The 2,076-nt window shown below is 50.1% G+C and carries 3 protein-coding genes; all 3 read right to left on the bottom strand.

Going from position 1 to position 2,076, the window contains the following annotated elements; genetic code table 11:
- Positions 1 to 547: 547 nt before the first annotated feature.
- Positions 548 to 805, bottom strand: a complete 258-nt coding sequence (locus IQ260_RS30135; RefSeq protein ID WP_193996728.1) for an HNH endonuclease — start codon at positions 803 to 805, stop codon at positions 548 to 550.
- Complete coding sequence (locus IQ260_RS30130) at positions 792 to 1,040, bottom strand: hypothetical protein (RefSeq protein ID WP_193996727.1); 249 nt, start codon at positions 1,038 to 1,040, stop codon at positions 792 to 794. Before IQ260_RS30130 ends, IQ260_RS30135 begins: the two co-directional genes overlap by 14 nt.
- A 74-nt stretch (positions 1,041 to 1,114) precedes the next feature.
- A partial coding sequence (locus IQ260_RS30125; RefSeq protein WP_322745085.1) for an alpha-E domain-containing protein occupies positions 1,115 to 2,076 on the bottom strand: 962 nt, incomplete at its 5' end.

The raw sequence follows: 2,076 nt of genomic DNA, 5'->3' as shown, positions 1-2,076 counted from the left end.
AACAGACGGCTCCAGTCGTTGGGTTCAGCGTAGTTGGCCTTGTGTAATTCCTTGATGGACATCTGCACAAACCCCAGAGTGCCAAACAGCATCAGCCGTCCGGACGTGTATTCGGGTAAAAAGTCAGTCGAATCTGTGGGCGCATTTGCGCCCTGAGTTGGGTCTTGAAACATGGTTCTGGTCTCCAGACGTGTGGTTTGGGTGACCAGAACCTAACGCCTTAGCCCCTCACGTAGTATCGCAAACGCAGGGGTTAGGGCATAATGACCCCAGCCCGTGGATTGGCTTGTAATCCGTGGGTTAGCCGTCGGTTAGGTGTTGCGAGCACCTGCCGACGGTGCCAAGTAATTAGGTTCTAGCGTAGAACAGCTGCACTAAATTAGTGCGGCATTGAGCCACTGTAAAACGAGCTTTGGGGTTTCGTCAAGCCGGTTAGTGAGAAAAGGCGGCCATAGAAGATGAATACTCTTAGGCAGATACTAAAAGACCAAAGAAGTTGTCGGTGATGGCGTTTTTACTAGCTCTAATTTTTGTTTATAGAGGCATACTAGGAATTGTTCTCTTGTTGAGGATCATCATCACCTGATTCTGGGTCAATGCCCTTGATGAAATTGTAGCGACGTTCATTGCAACGACGACAGGCTAATGCCAGGTTATCAAGGGCATCTGTGCCACCTAAGGAACGGGGTTGGACATGATCAATCGACAGGGGTGCTGTGCTTAAAATTTCTGGATAATGACAGTATTCACAGCAATACTGAGCCCGTTGACGTACTTGCTCCAGTAGAGATTTAGACAGCGACATTAGCTTGAGCTGCCATGACCGCATTGATATAGCTGAAGATATTGTCCAGCTCACCAATGGTTTCTAGTTCCAGCAATTCATCGGGGCTCAGCGTATCTTTCTTCTTTCCGTCTAGGAGTTCCTGCATACGGTCACCTAGTTGCTCTGTGAATTTAAAAAGGGTAAGGTTATTAATTCTCTGAACACAGATTCCTTCAGGCAGGATCGTGGAGGGTCTGAGTAAAGTGGATGTCATGATGGCAACGGGTTGATTGCTTGTGTACTGACTATTCTAGCGGTCGTATCTAAAGACCGTGAGCTAGGCGTAGGTTATGATGCAGACACTGAAAGGCCAAAGAAGTTTTCGGTGATGGCGCTGCCGACGTGGTTGAGGTCGTTCTGGAGTTGGTCTAAAAACTGATGGAGACCGGTTTCGAAGATTTCCTCTAGGGTGATGTATTCTAAGTGCGATCGCAACTTACCCAACCGCCGCTCACTGCTCAACTGCCAGCTGCCCCCCGGTGTTCCCGAGATCTTATGCAGCGACTGCTCCGCCTGCAAAATGCAGCAGCGAATCGAACGGGGAAACTCCGGATGCAGCACCAGAAAGTCGACAACGCCGCTGGGGCTCAGCGTTTGTTCACACTTGCGGTACATTTCATAGGCGCTGGCGGAGCGCAGGAGCGCAATCCACTGCAGATTATCCAAAGGACTCCCCACCGCTGCCACTGCCGGTAGCAGGATAAAGTACTTGACATCCAAAATCCGTGCTGTCTTGTCCGCCCGTTCTAAAAAGCGCCCCAACCGACCAAAATGCCAGCCCTCGTTGTGAGACATGGTGGCTTCCATCACCCCGGCAAACAGATGGCTGGCTGTTTTTACCTCAGGGTAAAACCCATAGAGATTGGTACTATCTGCTGACTGGGCGGCCTCTTCTACCCTCAGGTAAAACTCATTGAGCTGTTCCCACATTTCTGACGAGATAATTTCTCGCACCGAGCGGGCATTTTCTCGTGCTGACTTGACACAGGAGCGAATCGAGTTGGGATACTCTGCATCAAACGTGAGAAAATGTAGCACGTTTTCAGCGGTGGCCTCGCCATAGCGCTGTTTAAAAATGGCCCGATCGCCAGTGGTCACTACAAGTGGTTCCCACTGTTGTTCGAGTCCTCCTACGGGGGTATCGAGCAACAGATGCAGATTGACCTCGACAAAACGGGATACGTTCTCGGCCCGTTCCACATAACGATTAATCCAGTAAATTGAATTAGCAACGCGACTCAGCATGGTAT

It is taken from the genome of Leptolyngbya cf. ectocarpi LEGE 11479 (assembly GCF_015207065.1).
In the GTDB taxonomy this organism is placed as follows: domain Bacteria; phylum Cyanobacteriota; class Cyanobacteriia; order Phormidesmidales; family Phormidesmidaceae; genus Leptothoe; species Leptothoe ectocarpi.
Note: the sequence above shows the minus strand (reverse complement) of the source record. Positions and strands in the feature narration are given on the sequence as shown.

Excerpts from the sequence above, each read along its gene's own strand:
- IQ260_RS30130 (WP_193996727.1), bottom strand. The coding sequence starts at position 1,040 with ATGACATCCACTTTACTCAGACCCTCCACGATCCTGCCTGAAGGAATC.
- IQ260_RS30135 (WP_193996728.1), bottom strand. The coding sequence starts at position 805 with ATGTCGCTGTCTAAATCTCTACTGGAGCAAGTACGTCAACGGGCTCAG.